19 protein-coding genes are annotated in these 25,685 nt (G+C 40.0%); 9 read left to right on the plus strand and 10 right to left on the minus strand.

Annotated elements, in window-relative coordinates; genetic code table 11:
- Positions 1-10: 10 nt before the first annotated feature.
- From AACU32_RS39380 to lgt, 5 genes are all read right to left on the minus strand, one after another.
- The gene (locus tag AACU32_RS39380) at positions 11-3,220 is read right to left on the minus strand and encodes an amino acid permease (RefSeq protein ID WP_096607616.1); all 3,210 of its coding nucleotides are present in this window, start codon (positions 3,218-3,220) and stop codon (positions 11-13) included.
- Positions 3,221-3,252: 32 nt separating this feature from the next.
- Entirely contained in the window at positions 3,253-8,673 is a 5,421-nt protein-coding gene (locus tag AACU32_RS39385) for a trifunctional serine/threonine-protein kinase/ATP-binding protein/sensor histidine kinase (RefSeq protein ID WP_096607617.1), read from the minus strand.
- Positions 8,674-9,265: 592 nt separating this feature from the next.
- Positions 9,266-9,619, minus strand: a complete 354-nt coding sequence (locus tag AACU32_RS39390; protein ID WP_096607618.1) for a phenylpyruvate tautomerase MIF-related protein — start codon at positions 9,617-9,619, stop codon at positions 9,266-9,268.
- A 410-nt stretch (positions 9,620-10,029) separates the two neighbouring features.
- Positions 10,030-10,812: a precorrin-4 C(11)-methyltransferase gene (cobM, locus tag AACU32_RS39395; RefSeq protein WP_096607619.1), complete on the minus strand. Its 783-nt coding sequence runs from the start codon at positions 10,810-10,812 to the stop codon at positions 10,030-10,032.
- 251 nt (positions 10,813-11,063) lie between these two features.
- Positions 11,064-11,939 carry a prolipoprotein diacylglyceryl transferase gene (gene lgt, locus AACU32_RS39400; RefSeq protein ID WP_096607620.1) on the minus strand — a complete coding sequence of 292 codons (876 nt, stop codon included), beginning with the start codon at positions 11,937-11,939 and terminating at the stop codon, positions 11,064-11,066.
- 315 nt (positions 11,940-12,254) lie between these two features.
- Here lgt and coaD point away from each other — a divergent pair, with 315 nt between their 5' ends.
- The 5 genes from coaD to AACU32_RS39425 all read left to right on the plus strand — a co-directional run bounded on the left by coaD (position 12,255) and on the right by AACU32_RS39425 (position 16,333).
- Entirely contained in the window at positions 12,255-12,806 is a 552-nt protein-coding gene (gene coaD, locus AACU32_RS39405; protein WP_096607621.1) for a pantetheine-phosphate adenylyltransferase, read from the plus strand.
- Positions 12,716-13,384, plus strand: coding sequence for a DivIVA domain-containing protein (locus AACU32_RS39410; protein WP_096607622.1), 669 nt, complete (start codon positions 12,716-12,718; stop codon positions 13,382-13,384). The genes coaD and AACU32_RS39410 overlap by 91 nt, the downstream gene beginning before the upstream one ends.
- 326 nt (positions 13,385-13,710) lie before the next feature.
- Positions 13,711-14,052 carry a Ycf66 family protein gene (locus tag AACU32_RS39415; RefSeq protein ID WP_096607623.1) on the plus strand — a complete coding sequence of 114 codons (342 nt, stop codon included), beginning with the start codon at positions 13,711-13,713 and terminating at the stop codon, positions 14,050-14,052.
- 104 nt (positions 14,053-14,156) lie between these two features.
- Entirely contained in the window at positions 14,157-15,689 is a 1,533-nt protein-coding gene (locus tag AACU32_RS39420) for an AAA family ATPase (protein ID WP_096607624.1), read from the plus strand.
- A complete protein-coding gene (locus AACU32_RS39425; protein WP_096607625.1) occupies positions 15,686-16,333 on the plus strand; it encodes a DUF4276 family protein in 648 nt (215 codons plus the stop codon). Before AACU32_RS39420 ends, AACU32_RS39425 begins: the two co-directional genes overlap by 4 nt.
- A gap of 21 nt (positions 16,334-16,354) precedes the next feature.
- On the opposite strand, the gene AACU32_RS39430 is transcribed toward AACU32_RS39425, so the two are convergent.
- The 3 genes from AACU32_RS39430 to cysS all read right to left on the minus strand — a co-directional run bounded on the left by AACU32_RS39430 (position 16,355) and on the right by cysS (position 20,736).
- Entirely contained in the window at positions 16,355-17,701 is a 1,347-nt protein-coding gene (locus tag AACU32_RS39430) for a TldD/PmbA family protein (protein WP_096607626.1), read from the minus strand.
- 104 nt (positions 17,702-17,805) lie between these two features.
- Positions 17,806-19,245, minus strand: a complete 1,440-nt coding sequence (locus tag AACU32_RS39435) for a TldD/PmbA family protein (protein WP_096607627.1) — start codon at positions 19,243-19,245, stop codon at positions 17,806-17,808.
- Between the two features lie 33 nt (positions 19,246-19,278).
- Positions 19,279-20,736 (minus strand): cysteine--tRNA ligase, encoded by a 1,458-nt coding sequence (cysS, locus tag AACU32_RS39440; RefSeq protein ID WP_096607628.1) that lies wholly within the window; start codon positions 20,734-20,736, stop codon positions 19,279-19,281.
- A 247-nt stretch (positions 20,737-20,983) separates the two neighbouring features.
- Between cysS and AACU32_RS39445 the strand changes: the two genes are divergently transcribed.
- The 4 genes from AACU32_RS39445 (at position 20,984) to AACU32_RS39460 (ending at position 23,992) form a co-directional block, all read left to right on the plus strand.
- On the plus strand, positions 20,984-22,129 hold the full coding sequence (locus tag AACU32_RS39445; RefSeq protein ID WP_096607629.1) for a CobW family GTP-binding protein: 1,146 nt from the start codon (positions 20,984-20,986) through the stop codon (positions 22,127-22,129).
- A 380-nt stretch (positions 22,130-22,509) separates the two neighbouring features.
- Positions 22,510-22,962, plus strand: coding sequence for a D-aminoacyl-tRNA deacylase (dtd, locus tag AACU32_RS39450; RefSeq protein WP_096607630.1), 453 nt, complete (start codon positions 22,510-22,512; stop codon positions 22,960-22,962).
- Positions 22,963-23,068: 106 nt separating this feature from the next.
- Positions 23,069-23,407 (plus strand): photosystem II reaction center protein Psb28, encoded by a 339-nt coding sequence (gene psb28, locus AACU32_RS39455; RefSeq protein ID WP_096607631.1) that lies wholly within the window; start codon positions 23,069-23,071, stop codon positions 23,405-23,407.
- Positions 23,408-23,488: 81 nt separating this feature from the next.
- Complete coding sequence (locus AACU32_RS39460; RefSeq protein WP_096608376.1) at positions 23,489-23,992, plus strand: molybdenum cofactor synthesis domain-containing protein; 504 nt, start codon at positions 23,489-23,491, stop codon at positions 23,990-23,992.
- A gap of 184 nt (positions 23,993-24,176) precedes the next feature.
- Here the strand turns inward: AACU32_RS39460 and mraY are convergent, their stop codons facing one another.
- Together mraY and AACU32_RS39470 are read right to left on the minus strand one after the other, a co-directional pair.
- On the minus strand, positions 24,177-25,274 hold the full coding sequence (gene mraY, locus AACU32_RS39465) for a phospho-N-acetylmuramoyl-pentapeptide-transferase (RefSeq protein WP_096607632.1): 1,098 nt from the start codon (positions 25,272-25,274) through the stop codon (positions 24,177-24,179).
- Positions 25,275-25,353: 79 nt separating this feature from the next.
- Positions 25,354-25,593: a DUF3134 domain-containing protein gene (locus tag AACU32_RS39470; protein ID WP_096607633.1), complete on the minus strand. Its 240-nt coding sequence runs from the start codon at positions 25,591-25,593 to the stop codon at positions 25,354-25,356.
- Positions 25,594-25,685 lie beyond the last annotated feature (92 nt).

Raw genomic sequence — 25,685 nt, forward strand, 5'->3', positions numbered from 1 at the left:
TTTATCTGCCTTAAATATGGGCTAAACCGCATTGTTTAATGGGAATTTCAATCCAAAACTCTGCTCCTTGTCCCGGTTGAGAAATACACTTCATCTTTCCCTGGTGTTTATCGACAATTATTTGATAGCTGATAGATAATCCTAAACCTGTACCTTGTCCTACAGGTTTAGTTGTGAAAAAAGGGTCAAAAAGTTTTTGCTTGACACTTTCAGTCATTCCCGGGCCATTATCTTGAATAGAAATACCTACCCAATGCGGATTAATTACTTGCGTGCGGATAGTAATTTGGCTCAAGTTCTTGTTAATTTCTGCTGTTGTTCTTTGAGAGTTGTAATTGTCTAAAGCATCAAGAGCATTACTAAAAATGTTCATGAATACTTGGTTTAGCTGTCCGGCGTAACATTCTACATCGGGTAAATTGCCATATTCTTTGATAATTTCAATCTGCGGATGTTCTGACTTGGCTTTCAGACGATTTTGTAAAATTAACAGCGTGCTATCTATACCTTCGTGAATATTTACAGGTTTCATCTCCGCTTCGTCAAGTCGAGAAAAGTTGCGTAACGTCAGCACAATTTCCCGGATACGCTGAGTACCCACTTTCATTGAAGTTAGGGTTTTTGGCAAATCTTCTCTGAGAAAATCTAGGTCAATTTCTGCACTTAAGTCTTGAATTTCTGGGGCTGTTTCGGGATAAATTTCTTGGTAAAGCTGGATGAAACTAAGTAGATCTTGAGTGTAGTTATCAACGTGAGTTAGGTTACCATGAATAAAGTTAACGGGGTTGTTGATTTCATGGGCTACACCCGCTACAAGTTGACCAAGACTAGACATTTTTTCAGTTTGAATTAACTGCGTTTGCGCCTGCTGTAAATCTTGGAGAGTTTTTTCTAGTTCTGTTGCTTGCTGTCGCAATGCTGCTTCTGCTTGCTTGCTTTCGCTAATATCCCGCGAGACTCCTACTGTTTGAATAACCTGCTGTTGAGCATCAAAAATAGCACTCTTGATTGTATTAAACAGCCGCTCCTCACCATCGTAACGAATAACCGTTTCCTCGGTTACTAAAGTTTTTCCAGTATTAAACACATAAGCATCATCTTTCACATATTGTTGTGTGTAATCAGGTTTAGCAAAAGGAGCATCAATAATTCCTCTCAACTGCTCCAAAGTCATGCCATAATATTCACGAAATGCCTTATTAGCATAAATAATGCGCGATTCCGCACCTTTGCATAAAACTAAATCGGGAATTGCATCAAGAATTTGCTGATAGAGATTTTTGATATCTAATAATTGCTGTTCTGCTTGTTTGCGATCGCTAATATCTCGTAAGAACACAATATATTCTTGGCGCTGGCGATTTACCCGGTTGGAAATTGTTGTTTCAATAGTTCGCGGTGATTCAGATTTGTGTAAAATTTGCTCGCTTCTACTTTCCCAATATGCAGGTAAATCATTCAAATCACGAAAGAATCTATTTAGATTCAGCCCACTCAATTGATCAATATGAAATTCTAATAAAACTTCCGCAGCTAGATTAGCTTGAGTGATTTTGCCATTTTCATCCAGCACTAAAATTGCATCTGGAACCGTATCTAAAGCAGTAATAAAACGACTTTCAGCCACCTCTCTGGCTTCAGCAATCGAGGCAATTTGTGGTAAAGTTGTCCAGCAGGCGATCGCTACTCCCATAAATGAGAGAATCATTAGCAAAACTGCCAAGAGATTTTCATCTGCATTGTCTGGGAGTTTTTCAAACTGCTCCTTCACAATCCAGGTAATCATAGCAGTACTACAAATCAAGCAGACTAAAATTCCTACTTGAAATCCCACAAAGTCTTTAATTTTAGTGCTGTATAACTGACGGCGCTGCATCCACCATTGAATATGAAAAGGTGGAAAGGGAATTCTGCGGATAGCTGCATCAGCTAATAAAACTATCAGCGGAAGCATTAACCCCGTAACTAAGTTGCGCCAGTTCCAAGCCAAGCCACCAACTAATAAAGCTACTACTTCTATTAAGCAAAAGGCTAAAGAAAACCAAGGCCATCGTACCCCTGGCTTTCCCCGGTTTAGCCATAGACCAAAATGAAATGTAATAATGCACAATAAGTAGCTAATTGTAATGACAATTACTAAACTATTTAAATCTGCCCAAAGTAGATAAAACAAACTAAATATAAAAGTAAATATCAATGCAGGTTGCAAAACACCTTGGCGAGACACAACTGTAAAGACGGGCGAAAGATGTCCATCTTGGGCTAGTTGATATAAAATACGCGGGGTATTTGCGACTGCGGTAGCTGCACCTAAAAGACAACTCGAGCAAATTAACAAGGTCACAATTAATGAAGCTGAATTACCCCAGAATGGTGAAGCTGCTAAGAAAGTTTTGAAAGTGTCACCTTGCAGTTCTGGATTGCTAGCTAAACGTATCATTACCCAAGAACCGCCTAAAGAAATAATCGGTATGAGATAACCAACTACCGATAATAAGCGCAAAGTTTGCTGGGGTTTTTGACTATCAGCAACAAACGCTGCTCCTGTTTCTATACTATAGACAGCATAGACTACAAAGAAAAACCACTTTGGCAATTCTACAACTGATAAAGTAGGTAAACTGCTAGGAAAAAATCCCATACTATGTGGTGAAAATGCTAACCAAATCAGACCTTGAATAGAAAATAACAGGACTAATCCCACAGCCGGGATAATGAAACATAAATGCAAAATTGCTAAAGCGCGTGTACCACTAAATGCCACAGTAAATAGGAGTAATGTTAAACCAATTTTCATTACCACATCTGGAAAATGAATACCCCAAGGTTCAAGTTGTGCTTTGATTAATTCTGTGAGAATAACACCATTGATGGGAAAAGAAGACCAAGCAACAAAGTATCCTAAGGCTGCATAACGTCCTAAAAATGGCAAATTTTTCAGCAGTCTGCTAGTGTAATTAGCTGTTCCTCCGGCGACATCTAGCCATTGCTTACCCAAAGCTTGCACCTGAAAGCACAACATTACACCCATAATTGTTGCAGGTATCCACAAAAATAAACCTTGCATTCCCAAACCGGAAGTAATAAATGGTGCAGATGTAAACCATGACAGCAAGCCGCATAAAGTAAAGCCAAAAGTTTCAATTGCTGTTAAAGAGCGTGGTAGCTTTTGTCCTGGATGGTTATTTTTATCAACACCTAAAATAGTCTGCTCTTGCATAATTATTTACTGTAGATGAATACTATAAATACTTAAAATTTTTCTGGCTGAATCGGAATTTTAATCACAAATTCTGCCCCTTCTCCCGGTACTGAAATACAATCTATTTTCCCACCATGCTTATCTACAATAATTTGATAGCTGATAGATAATCCTAAACCAGTACCTTCACCTACAGGTTTAGTGGTAAAGAAGGGATCAAAGATTCGTTCTTTAATATTTTGCGGGATACCTGTTCCATTATCTTTGATAGATATGCAAACCCAATCATTGTTAATAACTTGAGTGCAAATGGTAATTGTGCTACGATAATTTTCTATTTCTGCGATCGCTCGCTGCTGATTATGTCTATGCAAAGCATCAATTGCATTATTCAGGATATTGAGAAATACCTGATTTAATTGCGAAGCATAACAGGCGATAGCTGGCAATTTTGCATAGTCTTTAATTACAGTTATTTCTGGATAATTTGCCTTGGGAATTAAGCTGGGCTGTAAGAGCATTAACGCATTATCTATGCCCTCATGAATATCTACAGATTTAATATCAGCTTCATCGAGTCGGGAGAAGTTCCGTAATCCCAGCACAATATTACGAATCCGGTTAGCTCCCATCTTCATGGAATCAAGAATTTTCTGTAAATCTTCTATTAAGAATTCCCAATCTATATCTTCTTTTGTTTGCTGAATTAAGGGTGTCACCTGAGGATATTCTTGTTGATAAACATCAATCAGGTGCAGCATAGATGTAATATAGTTATTAGTAGGTTCAATATTGGCGTAGATAAAATTAATCGGATTATTAATTTCATGAGCAACACCAGCCACTAATTGTCCCAAGCTAGACATTTTTTCAGACTGTATAAGTTTGGTTTGCGTAACTTTTAGTTCACGTAGCGTTTGCTTCAGCCGCAGATTTTTTGCATTTAATTCCTGGGTTCTTGTAGCTACTTTTTCTTCTAACTTTGCATAAAGCTGGGCATTTTCTAAAGAGATAGCTGCTTGTGAAGAAAGCAGTTTGAGAATTTGCAACCTATCAGCAGTAAAAGCATCAACTATGAGACTATTTTCTAAGTAAACAATGCCGATGAGTTTGCCTTGATTAATAATAGGAGTACATAGTATAGATTTTGGTTGATATTTAATGATATAAGGATCGGCTGCAAAATTTGTCTTCGTACTAGCATCATGGATTAATAAATATTCTTTAGTATGAGACACATAATTAATTAAACTAACTGGAACATCCTGAGTATTGTTAATAGAGATAGATAATAATTCGCATGGTTGATGATTGTGCGATTGTGCTACAAGTTGCAAATTGCCATTTTCTTGCAGAATTAATGCACCTTTGTTTCCTCCCACATTTTCTAAAATTACTTGCATAAGAATTTGGATTAATTTATCTAACTGAATTTCCGAGCCAATAGCTAGGGATGCTTTAGTTACAGTTTCTAAATCCAATATTGCTGTCACCCCAGTAGTGCTGGAGTCAACAATTGCTTTAGTAATTAAAGCATTGCTATCACGGCTATTAACACTAACTTGTTTGTGATTAATAATTGGTAAAAGTAACTGAGGATAGCATTTTTCCAATTCTTCAACTTTGACATTAGCTCCCCAACGGCTGTAGGAGTAGTAAGCATCAATTAGATAAGTTTGGGCAATTTTTTCTTTACCGTAAGCCAGATAAAATTTCCCAGCCAGTTCATTAGCTAGCGCTTCTTCGTGCAGATATTGATTTTCTTTAGCACCTCTAATGGCTTGGTCATAAAGTTCCATAGCCTGCCAATTTTGTCCTAAAATTCGTGCTTTTTCTGCTGCTACTAAATCATATTTATGTTGACAGTTCATCGGTGCATGAAATGCCCAATCAAACATTTGTTCCTGATTAGCTATAACTTGTTGCAGGTATTGCTCCTGCTCAATCCTAGGCTGGTTAGGATATTCAGCTAACAGAGCTAGAGAATAGTAAAAATTATGTTGACTGACACTAAATTGTCCAGCTACAGATTCTAAATATTGTTTGCTAATTTCTGCACTTTCTAAGGCATTGTTTGTTTGGTTAAATAAATAAAATAGTATAGTTTTTGCTAAATATACATAAAAAAGACAATTATAATTTTTCGTCTGGATAAACAATGGCAATTTTTCTAATTCATTAAAATATAAACCATTTAGTTGATATTGATTTTCTGTATTTTCTAGCAAATTCCAAATAAATTGGAACCATACTTTCTGCATCTCCACAGCCCACTGCTGTTTCAGCTTGTGCATCAAAACACTATATTTTTCTAATTGCTGATAGACAACAGGTAAATTTTCTCCAGCAAACAATAAGTGTAAGTAATGATTTGTAGAACAATATCCTACATATTCAATATCTCCATTTTCTAAACCAGATTGCACAGCTTCTTCGAGAGGTTCTATGGTACTCCTCAGATGTTGTTTCCAAAATCTGATATTTGCATTCCATACTAGAAATAATCTACATTTAAGTTCTTTAGCATTTAACTTATCTAGTAAAATCAACGCAACTTCGCCATAGCGATATCCAGCATCAATTTCTGAGAACATACTGCATAATAGCAAGCCATACAAAACATATCCGTAAGTAGAAGCTGAAGAATTTCCATACATTACAGACAGATGTATAATCGTAAATATAATTGATGGCAGTAATGCTGGATTGGTAAAATAAGCCGCAGAAATCATACTAATTAAGATACGCATCGCTGCAAGTTTATCGGGAACAGTCATCGTTGGTAAGTTGATTAAATCTTCAACATCCAAATTTTGTGGTGGTGCTGACTCCAGGTTTACTTCCAGTATGTCCAATAATTTTAATCCTGTATCAATAGCTAATTGCATTTGTATTTGAGCCATATACATCTGCATTTGCGCTTCATAAGCCTTGACTTGATCGAGTAGGCTAGTTGCATTTTGCTTAACTATTTCTGCATAAATTGCTGCTTTTTCAAAATTAATATTTAAGTATTCTGCTTCCATTGCTGCTAAATATAAATCCAATGTTAGCTGATACTGATGTTGCCAACTTTCTGTTTTCAACAATTGCAAACCCATCTGTAAATATTTAATAGCCGCTTCATAAGCAGTAGCTAATTTAGCTTTGTTACCTGCAATCAAGTTGAGTTGAGCTAGTTCGGATTTTTCTGATTTACTAGTAATTAACTCAACGCCAATATTGAGTTGATTGACTATTTCAAATATATTGTCTTCCAAGTTTTGGGAATTTGGATTTTTTAAAAGAGTCCGCCCAATTTTGAGATGGATAGCTTGGCGATCTGTTGCTGAGATGAGAGAGTAAGCTGCTTGTTGTACGCGATCGTGGAGGAACTTATAGTTAACTGTCAATTTTTCGCGATCGCGAAATTCTATTTCTGAGTCAACACTGGCTTGAGATTGCTCATCTGTATAAAGTTTATAAATTTCATCTGTGGGTAAAATTAGCCCTTCTCGTAACAATTTCCACAAATTAGCGCCAATTTCATCAGGGGATTTTTCGGAAATCAGGGATAGGAGATTTAAATCAAATGTATTCCCAATACAAGCAGCTATTTTTAAGGTTTCTACAGTTAATCTAGGTAGCTTCTCTAAGCGGCTAACTAAAAGCTGAACAACATCATCACTTTGATATAAAGTTTCTGCTTCTTGAATATTGTATTGCCAATATCCGGCTGTAAAATCAAAATAGATTATTTGATTTTCCTGCAAAGATTTTAATAATTGATTTATAAAAAAAGGATTACCTTGAGTTTTATTTAATACAAACTTTGTCAAATTTAGAGCCATTGAATCTGGACAGCCTAAAGTATCCTTTAGCAGATGATTGATGTGAGTTTCATTCAAAGGTGTTAGCGTAATTTGATTGACATTCGCATTAGTTTTAGAAATCGCATCTAAAGTCATAAGTAAAGGATGTCCAGCGGTAACCTCATTATCTCTATAAGCACCAATCAGCAACAGATATATAGAATCGGTCTCACCCATTAATAATTGAATTAGTTTTAAAGATGCAGAGTCTGCCCATTGTAAATCATCTAAAAAAATGACTAGTGGATGTTCTTTAGTTGCTACCACTCGAATGAATTTACTAAATAGCAAATTGAAGCGATTTTGTGCAGCAGTTCCTGTGAGTTCAGGAATTGCTGGTTGTTTACCAACTATCAATTCTAATTCGGGAATAACATCAATTATTACTCCTGCTTGTTCTCCTAAAGCTGATAAAATATACTTTTTCCACTCTTGTAATTGGGCTGTGCTTTCAGTAAGTAGTTGTTTTATAAGACTGCGGAAAGCTTGTACAAATGCAGAAAAGGGAAGATTTCGCTGGAATTGCTCAAATTTACCAGAAATAAAATCACCTTTTTGTCTAATAATTGGTTTATGAATTTGATTAACAATTGATGTTTTTCCAATCCCAGAAAATCCAGCAATTAACATTAATTCTATATTGCCTAAACTGACCCTTTCAAAGGCATTTAATAAAGTGCTAACCTCAGTTTCTCTACCATAAATTTTTTCAGGAATCAGGAAGCGATCTCTGATATCTTTTTCACCTAATTTAAAGTCTGTAATTTCCCCTTGTTTTAGCAACATCTGTTCACAGATTTCTAAATCATGTTTAAGTCCTCTAGCTGTTTGATAACGCTCTTCAGGCGACTTTGCCATTAACTTCAGAACTATATTGGCGAGCATCTGAGGAATATTAACATTAACTATTGTTGGATTTATTGGTTCTTGTGCAAGATGGTAATGTACGAATTCAATCGGACTTGTGCTATTAAAAGGTAACTGTCCGGTAAGTAATTCATAAAAAGTCACACCAAGAGAGTAAAAGTCTGTGCGGTAGTCGATACCACGATTCATTCTCCCAGTTTGTTCTGGCGATATATAAGCAAGAGTTCCTTCTAAAAGATTGGGGCTTTTAATCTCAGTATTTTCTTTAGGTAAGATAGAAGAAATACTAAAATCTATGAGCTTAACTTGCTGAGTTTCTGGATTAATTAAAATATTTTCTGGCTTAATATCTTTGTGAATTATTTTATTTTTATATAGGCATTCTAGAGCAGAGGTAATCGCCAGAGCGATTGATATAAAACCATTTAGATCTAGAGATTGAGAATTCAAATACTGACTTAGAGAAATACCGCCAAAATCTTCTAAAATCAGAGCATAACTATTGCCGTAAGTTTCTAAACCGTAGCATGTAATAATATTCGGATAGTTGATATAGCTGGAGATAAAATACTGATTTTTTAATAAAATTAAGTCTCGCAGTTGCGGGTAAGGACTATTGAGGATTTTAATTACTACTGGTGTTTGAGATTTAATTTTTGTGGCACGATAAACAATACTTCTATTACTAATATGTAGTGTGTCTGTAATTGTATAACCTTGAATAGCGCTGAACTGTGCATGTATCTTGCTCATAAGACTACTTGATTAATAAATTTCTGAGGAACTACTTAATATAGTGTTCCCTCAGAATTTCCCAAGTAAACAGTTGTCGTCGCAATTAGGACATTGTTGCTCTAAATTATCTTCAGCCACCTTGCGACAGCAATCTGCTTGGTTCTATAGCTATTATGCGTTTAAGATACAGACAGTTTTTATGTATCAAAATAAAGTGATATTAATCACTTTATTGATAAAGAATAACTGAATTAAGGAACTTGCATGAAAATAAAGTACCAGTAAACCGAGTTTCGACTCCGCTCAACTCTCGACACCTGAGGGTTGAGCGGAGTCGAAATCCGACTGGTTGGGACACTGTCAATTTTCGGGAACCTCACCACTCAACCGCTCTCTCCCTGTAGTCAAAAACCTGAAAATGCGTAGCGACTGTCTTTAATTTCAAGTGCGTAAGCTCAGCCCAAGCATCGCCGAGTCCATGCTCACCTAAAATCTTTAGAAGCTATGCTTATTGTCGCCAGACATCGCGCCTATGTACTTGATCGCGGTGCGACAAAGTTTGAAGTACTCCAACATGATTTGGGAGTACCTCTACATGACTTCGAGGTATCTAACCAAATGTTGTACCGTTCCAGCCCCACATCGCACCTAGAGAATCTGCAAACTCTATATAAATGCGATTTTTCGGTACACCTAATGCTTGGTTAATTTGTTGGCAAAAATCCTGACTCATGGTTTGAGTTTGTTCAGGTTTCATTGTGCCGATACTTTTAATTTCTATATAGCAAACCGGATCTGTAGTACCAGCAAACGTCATCGGAACTTCCGGTTCAAAAACTGTCATTACATAGGCTTCTGGTTTTCCCAAATGCTTTGCTAATTTAGCTGATAAGCTTTTCAGCATGGACTCAACTTCAACTTTTTCCGGAGCAGGTACGGAAGTTTGTACTTTAATTAATGGCATAGTAAAAAATTCAAAATTCAATGATGGTCAAGAGTCAATAGTCAAGAGTCAATAGTCAACAGTCAACAGTCAACAGTATTTAAAATTGCCACTATTTTAAGTTGGCAATGACCTTATTTAGTTTACCGAAGCGCAGCGGCGCAAGGTAGTAGGGGAGATGAGGGGGACAAGGAAGACGAGGAGGACAAGGAGAGAAGTCTGAGCGCCGGCGTCCGGCGTTAGCGCAGCGGTAGCGAGGTACGAGCGTCTGGCTTCTCCTAACGGAGACGCTGCGCGAACGCCAACGTCTTCTCCCAAGGGGAGACGCTGCGCGAACGACGAACAGAACTTCGGAGGGACAAGGAAGCAGAGAGAGATATGGGGAGTGTGGGGAGTTTTCTTACCCATGCCCCATGCTCCATGCCCAATGACTAATGACTAGATCGAAATAGATGATGATGTTCGGGATGATATAAACGCGATCGCCCTGTTGCTGGCGAAAGTGCTGGACTGATAATGTAAAGTGTGGTGCGAATTAGCTGTTCTTTGTGGGTACAATCAGCCATCTCCTTGAGGGGAACAACTCGAATTTTTTCATCAGGCCAGCCTACACGGAAACAAATCGCTACTTGGGTTTCGGCTGGATAATGTTCTAGTAACTTGGCTTGAGCATCTTCCACATGACGCGCACTTAGATATAAGCAAAGGCTAGCCTGATGTGCTGCGAGTGTGGCTAGTTCTTCAGTTGCAGGAACTTCAGTACGTCCACTGATACGGGTCAGAATAATAGTTTGCACTAAACCCGGTACAGTTAATTCTACTTGCAATTTAGCAGCTGCGGCTTGAAAGGCGCTGATACCTGGGATCACTTCAAAAGGGATATTTGCCTCTGATAGCAGGTACATTTGCTCATGGATAGCGCTGTAGAGGCTAGGATCACCTGAATGGAGACGAACGACAGATTTGTGCGATCGCACTCGTTCTGTCATCAGCGGTACAATCTCTTCTAAAGTTTTATTCGCCGTCCGAATAATTTCCGCATCTGCGCGACAAAGATCTAAAATCTGGGCGGGTATGAGAGAGTCAGCAAATAAAATCACATCCGCGACAGCCAGTAGTTTTTGCGCTTTTACCGTTAATAAATCAGGATCTCCCGGACCCGCTCCCACAATGTAAACCCTAGGTTCTACGGATGGAAGGTTTTTGGAAAACATATTTTACCAGTAATTTTACTCATGAAAACATCTACTTCAATTCTTCAAAAAAAGTTTTTGATAAATTATCAGTGACTTTCCGGATAGTTTCTCTTTGGCCAGTAGAGAGTAATGGTAGATGCACCCTGGTTAAGCCCTGGAGAACCCTCTGGGGCATTTTTTATTTTTAGTCATTTGTCATTTGTCATTGGTCATTTGTTATAAATCCTTTCTCCCCACACTCCCTCATCCCCCTCATACCCCTCATCTCCTCATTCCCCGATCGCTCCGTTACTCCTAGGGGGAGAAACCACATCTGGTAAAGGGCGTTTAGCTAAGTAAAGCCAAGCTAATCCAGCTAATCCTAAAGAAATCCCGATTAAACTCACGACTTGAGCCATCCTCAGGGGGCCTAGCATCAAGCTATCAGTACGCAAACCTTCAATCCACAAGCGTCCGAAGCTGTAAGCTGGCAAGTAAGTGAGAAACAGCGTACCTATCTTTAAGCGCGGTTTTCCTTGTAAACTGCGAATAAACAACGTTATCAGCAGGGCAAACACCATTAAATCCCACAAAGATTCATAGAGGAAAGTGGGATGGAAGTATTCATTATTGATAAAATCTGGGGGACGGCGATCCGGTGGGATATACAATTTCCAAGGTAAATTGGTGGGATCGCCAAACGCTTCCGAGTTGAAGAAATTTCCCCAACGTCCAATCGCTTGCCCTAAAATCAGCGAAGGCGCTACTAAATCTGCCAGTTGCCAAAAAGAAATTTGCTTGAGTTTGGCAAAGATTAATGCTGCTACCAAGCCACCCAAAATCGCTCCATGAATCGCAATCCCCCCTTGCCAAATAGCGATAATTCGCTCCGGGTGCTGGGCATATTCTGGCCATTGAAACAAAACGTAATATAACCTGGCTGCGGGAATTGCCCCAATCACCAGCCAAATTGACAAATCACTAAGTAACTCTGGGTTAACGTTACGGCGCTTTGCCAAGTACTGGGAAAGGCTGACACCAATTAACACCGCTGTGGCGATTAATAAGCCATACCAGCGAATAGTTATTGGCCCGATTCTCCAGAGAATTGGGCCAGGAGAAGTAAATTGAAATGCCAAAGGCAAAGTGGAAAGATCCAGTGCCATGCAAAAGTACCTAGCTAGATAACTAAAATTATTAATCAGCGTTAGCAGTTTCTTATCTTAGAACAAGAAACTGGGGGCTTTGAGTATATAAACAATTAGAGCAGGTTTTGCTTTGAGGTAAAAACCTATCTCTAGTCAGCACGCTCGCGTGCTAGAGAATCTAGGACTGAAGTCCTAACTACGAATATACTGAGTTGATAATAATTACTTAGTATCGTTAAATTCTCTAATAAAAATAGTTTTTCCCTGGGATTTAATAGGTTTGCCAGCAGGTTCCGATATAATCACCTACATAACTTTGATGTATCGAAAATTGTGATTGCTATTTACCCCGGTAGCTTTGACCCAATTACTTTGGGACATCTGGATATCATTCAGCGTGCTAGTCGGCTGTATGAACAGGTGATTGTCGCTGTATTACGCAACCCTAACAAAATGCCACTTTTTAGTGTTCAACAACGGCTAGAGCAAATTCGTGTATCTACACAACATTTGCCAAATGTCGAAGCCGATAGCTTTGATGGTTTGACAGTCAACTACGCCCAAATGCGCCAAGCACAAGTGTTATTAAGGGGTTTAAGGGCAGTTTCCGACTTTGAAATCGAGCTTCAGATGGCGCATACTAATAAAACTCTTTCCACCCAAATAGAAACTGTTTTTCTAGCCACCTCCAATGAGTATAGTTTTTTAAGTAGTAGTGTGGTAAAAGAGATTGCAAGGTTTGGTGGCTCTGTCGATCATCTCGTTCCCCCACACGTTGCTCTAGAAATATACCAATGCTACAACCACAACTCTCCAATGTTGAACCCAATCATAACGGAAACAATCACCCCTCTCAAGACTATCCCGAAGGAGCGGGAAACTTAGATTTGGAGGAGGAACTCAATCGCCTAGAGGAGATTATCGTTAGTGGATTCCGCATTCCACTGACTGGACGCACTCTAGTTGATGATGAAAAGCTGTTAGAACAGCTAGATTTTATCAGGGCTTCTTTACCCGCAGTTTTTCAAGAAGCTGCATCAATGCTCGATCAAAAAGAGGAAATTCTGCTAGAAGCTGAAGAGTATGGCCAGCAAGTTGTTGAGGCGGCGCAAGCTAAACGCGCCCAAATTTTAGCCCAAAGCGATATTATCCAACAGGCAGAACGCGAAGCTGAACAGCTAAGACGACAAGTACAACAAGAATGCGATGCTTTGATGCAAGAAACTCTGGCGGAAATTGAGGAACAGCGCCGTGCTTGTATGCAAGAGTTAGAAGAAATGCGACAAGCGGCGATCGCTCAGGCTCAAGAAATCGAAAATGGTGCGGATCAATATGCCGATAGTGTCCTAGAAGGTATTGAACAGGATCTTAAAGATATGTTGCGAATTGTTACCAATGGTAGACAAGAATTACGAGCAGATATGTCCCCACCGCGAAATTCTTCACCACCCAAGAAGAGATAAGCTTGATGGGAGCAATTTACCGACTGAGGCTGATGAAGAAATAGCACGGGAGTTTGATCAAGAATTAAAAATTAAACATTAGATTATGTAAACAGGGAAAGAATTATGGCTAATCAATAGCTGCAAATCAAATGTGTAATAGCTTAATTTGTTCTTAAATAAAAAAATACTTTCTTTAAGCAACTAATTTAAAGTCCATTTTGGCAATATAGTTGGAGGTATTTATAATTCATTAATTTGCATAAGTTCGTAGTTGGCTCTGACTACGAGCTTATTCAATTTTATTAGGAAATAACTTGATTAAATAGTGTGGAATATTACATATTATGCCAAGCTTAAATGATTTATTTTTAATGCAAATTAATTTCGGTTTGAATACAGCTAGCTTACTAGGATTACTATATATAATTTTTGGTATATCTTACATGATTTTTATGGTTACTGTGCTATTTAGACGTGCTAGCAGTCTTAATGGCATAGCTTTTGTAATTTATCTACTGCAAGCACTATTGATACCAAGTATCATGTTGTTAGTGGGTTTAATTTTTGTGCTTCAGGGCTGGCGATTAGATCCAATTTTACAATTTGCCCAATTTTTATTAACTCTAATAATTATTTACTTCTGTGTTAAAGACCTTTTGAACCATGAATTTTATAGAAATAGGTAAATTTATCTGGCTGCACTACAAAACTAAATATAAAAGGTTTACTCTATTAATTAGCAATGTCTGCTTGGCACACTTATAATATTTTCTGCCAACAGAGGAATATTATGCTAACTAGGTTAAAAGTTTCTGGGTTTAAGAATCTGGTTGATGTTGATGTCCGCTTCGGGCCATTTACCTGTGTAGCTGGTGCTAACGGTGTAGGTAAATCTAACTTATTTGATGCTATTAGGTTTTTAAGCGCGATCGCCGATCGCACCCTTATTGACGCTGCATTATCTGTGCGAGATGAAGAGGGACGAACAGCAGATGTGCGTAGTTTATTTCACCGAGTTGGTTATGAATATACAGATAAAATGTCCTTTGAGGCAGAAATGATAGTACCAGAGGAAGGGGTAGATGATTTAGGACAGCAAGCAAAAGCTAGTATTACCTTTCTTCGTTACTCTCTCACTCTAGCTTACCGTTCAGATAATAGTTTAAGGTCTTTAGGATCGCTGGAAATCATCAAGGAAGAGTTGGTTCATATCAATCTTGGTGATGCAAGAAAAAACTTATTATTTCCTCATAGTGTTGAGTGGCGTAAATCAGCAGTTAAGGGACGAAGAACTTCACCTTTTATTTCCACTGAGGGTGATAAAGATAAGACAGTTATTAAGCTACATCAAGATGGTATTAAAGGAAAACCTCTGTCTCGGTTAGCGGCAAATCTTCCTCGAACAGTACTTTCTGTTGCTAATGCTGCTGAGAGTCCAACAACCTTACTAGCGCGAAGAGAAATGCAATCTTGGCGACTACTTCAATTAGAACCTTCAGCACTACGCCAACCGGATGAATTTACAGCGCCAACAAAATTAGATATGGATGGCTCTCACCTAGCTGCAACACTCTATCACCTAGCAAGGTTAAATAAACATCATCTTACAAATGAACTTTCTGACAGTCAGGCAGAGGCACAAGTTTACAGCCAAGTTGCTAATCGTTTGGCAGAACTAATTGATGATGTGGGTAAAGTAGGAATTGACCGAGATGAACGACGTGAACTTCTTACTTTAATAGTTACTGGTAGAGAAGGGACATCACATCCAGCAAGAGCATTATCAGATGGAACCCTACGCTTTTTAGCATTGGCTGTTCTAGAATTAGACTCCCAAGCACAGGGTCTTTTGTGTTTAGAGGAACCCGAAAACGGCATTCATCCAGAACGCATTCCTAAAATACTTAAGTTGCTTCAAGATATTGCCACCGATGTGGATGAACCTATAGGTATAGATAATCCTTTGCGACAAGTTATTATTAATACTCACTCACCTTCTGTAGTGATGCAAGTACCTGATGAAAGCTTATTAGTTGCCGAATTAAAAGAAACAATACGTTTAGGGAACCGATTTAAGCGTGTATCGTTTGGTTGTCTTCCTGATACCTGGCGACACAAAGATTTAGAAGAAACGAATACTGTTGCCAAAAATAAATTACTTGCTTACTTGAACCCAGTAATACTTGATGAAGCAGAATTAGAAAGCAATGGAGGTAAAGAAATTGTTCAACACTCAAGAACAACACAACCCAAGAAACGGCGAGTAGTCGATAGAGTTGACCTTCAACCACTAATACCTGGTTTTCCTACAGAGTTAACATGAAAGAACTTTGTTATACCTTGCTATCTGACGGCAGTTCAGATAAAGCATTGATCCCTATCCTAACTTGGTTATTGCAGGAAAATCAGATTGAGTGTGCTATCCAGTCTAATTGGGCAGATCTGCGACGCTTATCCAAACCACCAAAAACTTTGTCCGCACGTATTATCAGCAGTTTAGATTTCTATCCTTGCGATCTGTTATTTATTCACCGAGATGCAGAAAAAGAATTACCCGAAAAACGTATAGCTGAAATTAGAGAAGCTGTAGAAGAAACAGTTATAAAAACAGTGACAATGCCACCTCATATTTGTGTTATTCCTGTACGGATGCAAGAGGCATGGCTTTTATTTGATGAAGCCGCACTACGAATGGCGGCAGGAAATCCTCACGGGCGTCAGCCATTACAATTACCAGATCTCGATAGACTTGAAAAACTACCCGATCCTAAAGATACTCTTCATGGACTTCTGTCCCAAGCCAGTGGATTGACAGGTCGGAGGCTCAAACAGTTCTCAGCTAACGAACGTGTCCACCGATTATCGGAAATTATTAATGACTTTTCACCATTACGGGCATTGTCTGCTTTTCAAGTACTAGAAACTGAAATTCAACAAGTTGTAAAAACACAAGGTTGGTGTTCTTAGTGGCAACACCAAAGTTTATCACTACAACGTATATGTAAAGTCTTCTACCAACATTCCTGGAACCAGAGTACCTCCGAGTTGACGGCTTTCGTAGGTTCCAACTTCGGGGATAAATTCTTGAAAGTTAGTGAAATCAACTAAATTATCTCCCCAAAAGCGGTAGAGGCTTTCATCAAAACGCAGGTTTTCAATGGGGGCGATAATTTCTCCTTTCTCTACCCAAAAACAAGCATAACGGGTCATACCTGTAATTCTACCTGTGGGGCGATCGCTCCAGTTCAAGTAATGTAAATTCGAGACATACAAGCCTGTATCTAAACTAGGCAAAATCTGCGCGAATGCTAAATTACCAGGGCTAACTTCTGGCGCGCGTAAGCTTTCTGAACTGTTAGCACCGTTAGCCGTTTTTTGATATTCTTTGGCGGTACGAGAGTTGATTAAGGTATTGATTAAAAATCCTTTTTCGATTATAGATAACTCTGGTGCTGCCATTTCTCCCCATTCATTAAATCGCGGCACTAACCCAAGCTGAAAGTTTTCTTTTAAAGAGAACTCTGGGGAAAGTAGTTTTTCTTGCCGAGATAATGTAGCCAATGCACTGTTCCCTTGTCGGAGATCGGCTTCACTTACACCCCCCCAAGAAAGCATATTTACTAAATCAGCTACTGCAGCGGGGGCAAAATAAGTTTTATAATTTCCTCTTGGCAATTTTTTTGGTTCAATAGCAAGTAATTCTAATTGTTTTTTATCTTCATTAATTCTTGCTATATACGCAGATTTATCCCATTTACTACCTGCAAAAGTACCTTTAACTGCTTGTCCTGATGGTCTAAATAAAGAATAGTCTAAGGTAAATGTATCTGTGGCAAACCAATGTTTTTGTCCTTGAGAATCGCCGTAAGCTTGAATGACAACTCCCCCGGCGTATATGCCTGTAAAATCTAGGTCTGCAACCAATTCTAGTATTGTTGGCACTACCTCTTCTCTGGCTAACAATTTGCCAGAATGTATTTCTCTACTAGAGTTAGTTCCAGAGGGTAAAACTAGATATGGATCAATAGGTAATAACCGGATTTCTTCACGTAATTCTTGTAAAGCTGTGTATGCTATCTGCCAGTCAATATCCCAATTACCAGTGAAGGGAAACTGGCGAACACTACTACGTTGCTCCTCCATTAAAGTTAGTTCAATCCAACCATCAGCAACATAACCAGTTTGGCGAACTTTTGCATGATTAAAGCGTGTAAATTGACTTCTTTCACTACTAAGTTTAACTGTAAATTCTTCTGTTGCAGTTTTCTTAATAAGTAGAGTTTCAATGAGTTGATTAAAACTGTTTTCTAAAGCAGACAATTCGTCAATTTTCATGAGTATTGTGTAGTCACAGGGGAATTATAGTAAGGCTAAATCATAAAGGATGAAATCAGAACCAAGCAAAATTTCATCCTTCATACTTCATACTTCATACTTTCTTAACTACCACCGCCAAAGACTTCAACGTTAGCAAATAGGCAAATGGGTGAACCATGTCCTACCCAAATTGCTTGATTTGGTTCGCCTTTACCGCAGAAAGGAGTACCATAAATTTGCCAATTGGAAGTATCACCAACTTTGATTAAGCTTTGCCAAAATTCTGGAGTTGTGGCGCGATAGTTGGGGTTACGGAGAGTTTTGGTAAGTTTGCCGTTTTCAATCAATTTGGCATACTCGCAACCAAACTGAAATTTATAACGGCGATCGTCTATTGACCAGGAACGGTTAGATTCCATGTAAACTCCATGTTCTACTCCGGATATGATTTCATCAAAGGTGGCGTTTCCTGGTTCTAAATTTAAGTTAGCCATGCGATCGATTGGGGGACGATTCCATGAGGAAGCACGGGCACAAGCTACACCTGCTATACCCGCCCTGGCTTGGCTTTCTAGACTGCCTAAACCTCTCTGAAGTACGCCTTCTTTAATCACATACTCTCTTGTGGCTACTGCGCCAGTGTCATCAAAGTTATAGCTGGCAAATTCACCAGGTACGGTGGGGTCAAAGGTAATGTTCATTAGTGGCGAACCATAAACTAGGTTGCCAAAATCACTTTTATTGACAAAGCTACCACCGGCGTAGTTACGTTCATCTCCCAAAATTCGGTCAATTTCTAGGGGATGCCCAACGCTTTCATGGATTTGCAGCATCATCTGGTCTGGGGCTAAGACTAAATTTGTGCGGGTTGTTGGGCATTCGTCGGCTGTCAATAGTTCTACTGCTTGTGCGCCAACTTGCTGCACCCGATGCCATAAGCCTTCTTGTTTTAATAGTTCGAGTCCGCCTTGATAACAATTAGCGTGCGAACCGTTGTTAGTACGCTGCTGCACGATCGCACCATCTTGGGCAGTAGCTCCGTAATGAGCGCCTACAGAGAGAAATTTTTGGTACACTTGGGAGCCATTACTACTGGCAAACCATGTCTCTTTTTCGCTGCTGGTGAAGCTGGCTATGGTTTGCACAATTTTGTCGCTAACTTTCAAAGTCTGGCAAATCCGCACCAGTAAATCGTTGATTTCCCCTGGACTAAGCGCATCTAATGGTTCTAAAAATGGTGAGTTATATTCACCGACAACTTTGGGACGCTCAGTTTCACGGAAATCATAGACCCGCCATTCGCTAGCTATGAGTGCCTGTTTATATGCTATTTCCGCAGCGGCTTGTAAGCTGGCAATATCTAGAGAATTGGTAGCAGCATAACCCAAACAGCCATTTACCAATACTTCTAGCATGGCTCCCTTTGTGGAGTATTTGCCGTTAGCTTGGGGTAAGCCATCACGAACATGACGGTTCACGGATGTTTCTTTAACAACTCTAATACCAATCCAGTCAGCAGGAATATTGATATGAGCGATCGCTTTTGTAAGTTCAGAAAACATAGGGATGAGGGATGAGGGACTAGGGACTAGGGGCTAATTCCGATGCCAACGAGTGCCATCCTTGCTATCAATTAGAGTAATACCTTGTGCTTGGAGTTCATTCCGGATGCGATCGCCTTCACCAAAATTCTTGGCTTTTCTGGCTGCTTGGCGTTGTTGAATCAAATCCTCAATTTCTGCATCGCTTAAACCATTACTTACAGGCTTTTCGGCTTCTTTTTTCGCTTCTAAGCCTAAAACTCCCGCTAAGGTAACTAAGGTTTCCCATTCTTGGCGTAATTCTGCGGCTGGTGTTGCAGTTTTCCCTTCATGGACAATGATATTTCCCTCCCGGCGCAGTTCTTTGGCTAATTCAAAGATGATTGCTAAACCGCCAGGAAAGTTAAAATCATCGTCTACGGCTTCTCGGAAACGGTTGACATATTCTGGGGAGATTTCTGTTTCACTTGCGGCGTTGTTGACTTCCCATCCCAGTTTTTCGCCGTATTCATAGCCAAAAAGCAATCCTTCTTTCAAAGTATGCCAGCCGTTGGTGGCGGCGGCGATCGCCTCGTCGGTAAAATCGATGGGTTTACGATATTGGGCTTGCAAAACAAATAAACGCACAGCCATTGGTTCCACCCCTCGATCCAATAGGTCGCGAATGGTGGTAAAGTTACCCAAAGATTTGGACATTTTCTCGCCATCTACCTTCACCATGCCGTTGTGCAGCCAGTAAGTAGATAACGGTTTACCTGTCACCGCTTCTGATTGGGCAATTTCGTTTTCGTGGTGGGGGAAAATTAAGTCAGCGCCACCAGCATGAATATCTATGGTATCGCCGAGGCGATCGCGTACCATTGCTGAACATTCTATATGCCAGCCGGGACGACCTGCACCCCAAGGCGATTCCCAAGCAGGTTCACCGGGTTTTGCAGCTTTCCATAAAGCAAAATCAAAGGGATCTTTCTTTTTTTGGTACTCTGGATCTTTTATGTTGACGCGATCGCTTGCGCCAGCTTGCAAATCTTCTAAATTCCGCCCAGAAAGCTTACCATATTCCGAAAACTGCCGCACAGCATAGTAAACATCACCATCGGCGGGGTAAGCATAGCCTTTATTTTCTAAATCATGAATCAGCCGTTGAATTCCATTCATCGTGTGGGTAGCACGGGGATATTCATCAGCTTCTTTGATTCCCAGCCTAGCCATATCCTCAAAGTAAGCTTGAATGAAGCGATCGGCCACAGCTTCCATTGAGGAGTGTTCCAGCCTGGCTCGATTCAAAATCTTGTCATCAATATCGGTAAAATTTTGGATGTAGCGCACTTCATAGCCGCTAAACTGGAGGTATCGCCGGACTACATCCCAAACAATACAAGCTCTGGCATGACCCAAATGACAGTAGTCATATACCGTCACGCCGCAGTAATACATCTTAACCTTACCTGGTTCTACGGTTGTAAAGGCTTCCTGACGACGGGTGAGGGTATTGTAAAGGGTTAGGGTCATAAGCAGTTCAAAATTGAGTTATTCAAGATTCAGAATGGTAAAACCATTATGTGCTAAACATCTTAGCTACCTATCTATATGCACATTAAAGCAAAGACAGCTGCATTCAGTAATTTGGAAATAGATAGATACGTAATAATAGGGTAAAGCACCTGGGATGAGAGTCCAGCATCCCTATGCTAATTTTTTCTGGACTCGTTGCGCTACACTTCTACTTTTTGACTTTATTTGTTTTGATCACAGCGCTATGCAATCAGCAGTTACTCCTGAATCTCAAGCAATGGATGCGCCAAAGCAAGGCATACCTGTAACAATTATCACAGGTTTCCTAGGTAGTGGTAAGACGACATTACTTAATCATATCCTGACTAATCAGCAAGGATTAAAAACCGCTGTTTTAGTTAATGAATTTGGTGAAATTGGCATCGATAACGAATTAATTGTTTCCACCGACGAAAACATGGTGGAATTAAATAATGGTTGTATTTGTTGCACAATTAATAGTGATTTAGTTGATGCCGTTTACAAAGTTCTCGAGCGCGAAGAAAAGTTAGATTATTTAGTTGTCGAAACAACTGGACTAGCAGATCCTTTGCCAGTAGCTTTAACATTCCTCGGTACAGAACTACGGGATTTAACTCGGTTAGATTCGATTATTACCGTAGTTGATGCAGCCAATTACAGCCTAGATTTATTTAATTCTCAGGCAGCATATAGTCAAATTGCCTATGGTGATGTAATTATTCTCAATAAAGCAGATTTAGTTGATGAAACTGCTTTAAATGAATTAGAAAGAAAGATTGGTGAAGTTAGAGAAGGAGCCAGAATTCTGCGCACCACGCGTTCAGAAGTGCCACTTCCCTTAATTCTTAGCGTTGGTTTGTTTGAGTCTGACAAGTATTTTGATACTGTTACAGATGAGCATGAGCATCACGATCACGATCATCATGACCACGCTCACAATCATCACGACCACGACCACGACCACGATCACGATCATTCTACCTGCGGTCATGACCATCACGATCATGACCATGACCATGAGCATCATCACCATCATTCCGATCATTTAGAAAATGATGGGTTCACTTCCTTGTCTTTCCAAACTGACAAGCCTTTTTCTATTAGGAAATTTCAATATTTCTTAGATAACCAGCTACCCACCGATGTGTTTCGGGCAAAAGGCATTATGTGGTTTGATGAAAGCCCCAAACGTCATATTTTCCATTTGTGTGGCAAGCGCTTCACAATGGATGATGATGAGTGGAAAGGTCAACCAAAAAACCAGCTAGTGTTGATTGGTCGAAATTTAGATAGTGAAACTTTGCTTAGTCAGCTAGAAAAATGCCTTTGTATTCCTTCTGTAAGTCGGGGTAAAGGGTTTGGGAAATAGGTATTAGTCATTAGTCATTAGTCATTAGTCATTAGTCATTGGTGATTAAATAGATTAATGACATTGCTGTAATGGCAAATATATAGCGGTTCTCGTTTGGATGCAATACACAATAGGGCACAGCATTGCTCATTGGTGTCAACTTAACGTAAAACCCTTGCCAAGATGTGATTTGATACAAAATCACGTACCACCAAGATCCGCGCTACCCCACCCCAGTTTTGCAGACGCAAAACTTCCCCTCCCCGTAAACGGGGAGGGGATTGAGGGGTGGGGTAAAATGCCTGTGGAATCAGCGTTTTGACTTAAGTTGACACGTATGAGCATTGCTGTGCCCCTACCAATGATCTGTATTCTAATTTTGAACAATATTATCTTTCATGCGCGTTATTATTCAGCGAGTTAAATCATCTCAAGTGACCGTTAATGGTGAAATTATCGGCAAAATTGGTCGGGGACTCAATTTACTTGTGGGTATTGCTGATACTGATACCGATGTTGAACTCGATTGGATGGCGCGTAAATGTTTGGAATTACGGTTGTTTCCTGATGAAGAAGGAGGCGACCGCTGGCAAAAATCTGTACAAGAAATTGGTGGCGAGTTGCTGGTAGTTAGCCAGTTCACGCTTTATGGTGATTGTCGCAAAGGTCGCCGTCCCTCCTTTGACCGTTCGGCTGTTCCTTCATTAGCCCAAGATTTATATGCAAGATTTGTTACCAAGTTGCGTAGCAGTGGTTTAACAGTGGAAACTGGTGAATTTGGTGCAATGATGCAAGTTGTGATTGAAAATGATGGCCCAGTAACTTTGTTACTAGAACGAGAAGCTAGTTAAGTATTTGTTCGTAAAACAATAATCTCAGTAATAGCAAAGATGGCTTGGTTCTCAAATGATGAGAGAATAGTATATTAATCATTACAAAACTTTAAGTTCACTCATCATGGCGAAAATCCAGTTTTCTAGAGGTATAGACGAAGATGTAGTACCTGATGTCCGCCTAACGCGATCGCGTACTGGTGAAAGTGGGACTGCAACATTTATTTTTGAAAATCCTAAAGCTTTAGCTCAAACCACCACCGAAGATATCACCGGGATGTACATGATTGACCAAGAAGGGGAAATCATCACCCGTGAAGTGAAAGCTAAATTTGTCAACGGTAAACCAGAAGCATTAGAAGCAGTATACCTGATCAAATCTGTTGAAGAATGGGATCGCTTTATGCGCTTCATGGAGCGGTACGCTGAAGAAAAAGGTCTAGGATTTAGCAAATCTGAATAAGTTGTCATTAGTCATTAGTCATTAGTCATTAGTCATTAGCTAAAGACTAAGGACTAATAACTCTCCATGAATAAATTACCCATGACGCAACCACCTCATCCAGATTCGCTGGGAATCAAGGTAACTTGTGCTGTTGTTACAGTTAGCGATACACGTTCGCCCCAAACAGATAAAAGTGGCCAGTTAATCCAGGAATTACTTCTAGCAGCCAATCATGCGATCGCAGTTTACAAAATTATCAAAGACGAACCAGATCAGATTCAAGCGCAGATAGAACTGCTGGGTGAAAATGCCAACTTAGATGTGGTGATTTTCAATGGTGGCACAGGTATTGCACCAAGAGACACTACCTATGATGCCATTGCCAAATTATTAGAGAAAACCTTGCCAGGATTTGGAGAATTGTTTCGTTTTTTAAGTTATCAAGAAATTGGTTCGCGGGCGATCGCTTCCCGCGCTGTTGCTGGTGTTTATCAAAATCAATTAATCTTCTCCCTTCCTGGTTCCAGTAATGCAGTGCGGCTAGGGATGGAAAAACTAATTTTGCCCGAATTGGTTCATTTAGTCAGCCAGATGAGGGGATGAGGGGGGTAGGGGGGACAAGGGAGATATGGGGAGTGTCGGGAGTGTGGGGAGTGTGGGGGGTTTTCTTCCCAATGCCCAATGCCCAATGCCCTATGCCCTATGCCCCATGCCCAATGCCCAATAAAAAACCCCACTGTTATGTGGGGATGGGTGATTTATATGTTTTTCTTAAACGAGTTGCGAATTAAGCGATCGCCATCGAGATTGTAGCTAAGATTGCGGCGATTATATAAAATACAGTGACCACTTGCAATTCTGACCAACCAGTAAGTTCTAAATGATGGTGTAAAGGTGCCATTTTGAACAGCCGCTTACCTTTCCCATCAGGGCCTTTAGTGGCTTTGTAATACGTTACTTGCGCCATTACAGAAAGGGTTTCGATGAAGAAGATACCGCTGAGAATGAACAGCATTACTAAACTGTTAGTTAGCAGTGCTACAGCAGCTAAAGCGCCACCTAAAGCCAAGGAACCAGTGTCTCCCATGAAAACACGAGCTGGGTTCCGGTTATGGGCTAAGAAACCTAAACAAGCGCCACTTAAAGCAGCACAGAAAATCATTAATCCTAGTGAGGTGGGTGCAACTACAGCGCCAAGTGCTAAAAGTGCGATCGCAACGGTTCCACCTGCTAATCCGTCAATACCATCAGTGAGGTTTGTGGCATTACTCTCTGCAACTAAGGCAAAGCCTGCTAGAGGCCAAAATAGAAATCCTAAGGGAATGGAAACACCAAGCAAGGGTAAAGCTATATTCGTGATCCCAGTTGGTTGATTAAACATCAGCCACAGACAAAATACTGCTGCAAACCCGATTTGCAAAGCTAGTTTCGTCCGGGGCGATATACCCTTATTCGACTTACGGCGGAGAATTTGCCAATCATCTAACCAGCCAATGAATCCATAACTGAGTGTCAATGCACTAACTGCTAGCACTTCTGTGGCAAAATTAGACAATACGCAGGCAAGAATTACCGCTACCGGGATAAAGAATATCCCCCCCATTGTCGGTGTACCTGCTTTTTTGAGATGGGCTTGGGGACCGTCTTCACGGATTATTTGCCCAGTTTTGAGTGCCTGTAGCAGCGGGATCGCCCAGAACCCTACAGCCGCTGTACTCAGTGCCGACAACAATAGTGGCAGGGTCAGAGACATACCCTGCCAAGGCAACCTATTACTCATCGAATCCAAAATCAATGCTCCTCCGCCTAGCCCGATAGCCAAACAAGAAGCAATACCGATTCCAGAAAAGCTTAACCCTTGGTCAGGAGATAATTTAGCGTCCACGGAAATTTCCCTTCACTCCACACTTACGAAACTGAACAGTCGTGACGATATGTACCACAAAGTCCCCAGCCATAAAAGGCTAATCATCGGCAACAGTTACATCGTCGTCGTCATCAAGATCATAATCACCTATACCATCTTCTCCACCCAGAAACTCTGATATTTCTTCCTCATCTTCCAGAAAATCAGGTTCGTGAACGTCTCGCGCTATGATCCGACCGCTGGATTGTAACCAGTCTAAAAGAGAAGTCTCTTGTTTTAATGGAATAACAGCAGCTCGCTGGTTGCGAGGTTCTTCACGTAATGGAGAATTCAACATAATCGCCTAAGAAATGAGAGAGTTTAAGTAGCTAGACAATAAGAGTCTATCACTGGACATGAGTTAATTTAGTTATTAATTCAACTCAAGAG

This window comes from Calothrix sp. NIES-2100 (genome assembly GCF_963875285.1).
Classification (GTDB): domain Bacteria; phylum Cyanobacteriota; class Cyanobacteriia; order Cyanobacteriales; family Nostocaceae; genus Aulosira.

Coding starts and splice junctions, on each gene's coding strand:
- AACU32_RS39380 (WP_096607616.1), bottom strand. CDS start 3,220: ATGCAAGAGCAGACTATTTTAGGTGTTGATAAAAATAACCATCCAGGA.
- AACU32_RS39385 (WP_096607617.1), bottom strand. CDS start 8,673: ATGAGCAAGATACATGCACAGTTCAGCGCTATTCAAGGTTATACAATT.
- AACU32_RS39390 (WP_096607618.1), bottom strand. CDS start 9,619: ATGCCATTAATTAAAGTACAAACTTCCGTACCTGCTCCGGAAAAAGTT.
- cobM (WP_096607619.1), bottom strand. CDS start 10,812: ATGTTTTCCAAAAACCTTCCATCCGTAGAACCTAGGGTTTACATTGTG.
- lgt (WP_096607620.1), bottom strand. CDS start 11,939: ATGGCACTGGATCTTTCCACTTTGCCTTTGGCATTTCAATTTACTTCT.
- AACU32_RS39410 (WP_096607622.1), top strand. CDS start 12,716: ATGCTACAACCACAACTCTCCAATGTTGAACCCAATCATAACGGAAAC.
- AACU32_RS39415 (WP_096607623.1), top strand. CDS start 13,711: ATGCCAAGCTTAAATGATTTATTTTTAATGCAAATTAATTTCGGTTTG.
- AACU32_RS39420 (WP_096607624.1), top strand. CDS start 14,157: ATGCTAACTAGGTTAAAAGTTTCTGGGTTTAAGAATCTGGTTGATGTT.
- AACU32_RS39425 (WP_096607625.1), top strand. CDS start 15,686: ATGAAAGAACTTTGTTATACCTTGCTATCTGACGGCAGTTCAGATAAA.
- AACU32_RS39430 (WP_096607626.1), bottom strand. CDS start 17,701: ATGAAAATTGACGAATTGTCTGCTTTAGAAAACAGTTTTAATCAACTC.
- AACU32_RS39435 (WP_096607627.1), bottom strand. CDS start 19,245: ATGTTTTCTGAACTTACAAAAGCGATCGCTCATATCAATATTCCTGCT.
- cysS (WP_096607628.1), bottom strand. CDS start 20,736: ATGACCCTAACCCTTTACAATACCCTCACCCGTCGTCAGGAAGCCTTT.
- AACU32_RS39445 (WP_096607629.1), top strand. CDS start 20,984: ATGCAATCAGCAGTTACTCCTGAATCTCAAGCAATGGATGCGCCAAAG.
- dtd (WP_096607630.1), top strand. CDS start 22,510: ATGCGCGTTATTATTCAGCGAGTTAAATCATCTCAAGTGACCGTTAAT.
- psb28 (WP_096607631.1), top strand. CDS start 23,069: ATGGCGAAAATCCAGTTTTCTAGAGGTATAGACGAAGATGTAGTACCT.
- AACU32_RS39460 (WP_096608376.1), top strand. CDS start 23,489: ATGACGCAACCACCTCATCCAGATTCGCTGGGAATCAAGGTAACTTGT.
- AACU32_RS39470 (WP_096607633.1), bottom strand. CDS start 25,593: ATGTTGAATTCTCCATTACGTGAAGAACCTCGCAACCAGCGAGCTGCT.